The sequence below is a fragment of the Stenotrophomonas sp. YIM B06876 genome (assembly GCF_030711595.1).
GTDB lineage: Bacteria > Pseudomonadota > Gammaproteobacteria > Xanthomonadales > Xanthomonadaceae > Stenotrophomonas.
Genome location: NZ_JAUJUJ010000492.1, coordinates 1 through 607, shown reverse-complemented (window position 1 = coordinate 607; position 607 = coordinate 1). Strand labels below are relative to the sequence as shown.

Below are 607 nucleotides of genomic sequence, written 5' to 3'. Positions count from 1 at the left end.
AACAAGGCGGCGGCCAGTCTCCAACGGGTGCACAACGCGATGGTGGCGCTGCTGGTGCCCGAGATGTCGCACACGCTGTTTCATGGCATCTATCAAGGGTTTAACAGCGTTCTGGAGCCCGCGGGCTATCTGGTTCTGATGGGCGAAAGCCACTATGACCTGGCGCGTGAGTATGCGCTGGCCCAGTCGATGCTTGCTTGGCAGCCTGCGGGCTTCGTGTTCTGCAACGTCCTGCGCGATTCGCGCACCACGCCCATGTTGGTGAACGCAGGCATACCCCTGTGCCTGGTGTCGGATCCAGATTTCGATTCGGGCCAGATGGTGGTGGGCTACTCCACGCTGCGGATCGGCGCTGCGGTGGCGCGCTACCTGTTCAAACTAGGGAGACAACGCGTCGGCTTCGTCCGGTCGACCAATCCCTACACCCGCAACGCAGAGCGCATGCTGGAGGGGGCCCGCAGCGTGCTGCCTGACTTCCCGGGCCGCGAGATCAAGGTGATCGGTGTGCCAAAGGCCAGCCCGTTGTCGCTCGACGACGGCGCGTCGGTGGTGCGTTCGCTGAAAACTGGGGCAACAGGGCTGTCGTGCGACGCCCTAGTTTTCGTCA

1 pseudogene is annotated in these 607 nt (G+C 63.1%); it reads left to right on the top strand.

What is annotated here, in order from left to right:
• Nucleotides 1-39 precede the first annotated feature (39 nt).
• Nucleotides 40-607 (top strand): annotated as a pseudogene (locus tag QZH66_RS18105) (hypothetical protein); the annotation flags it as partial.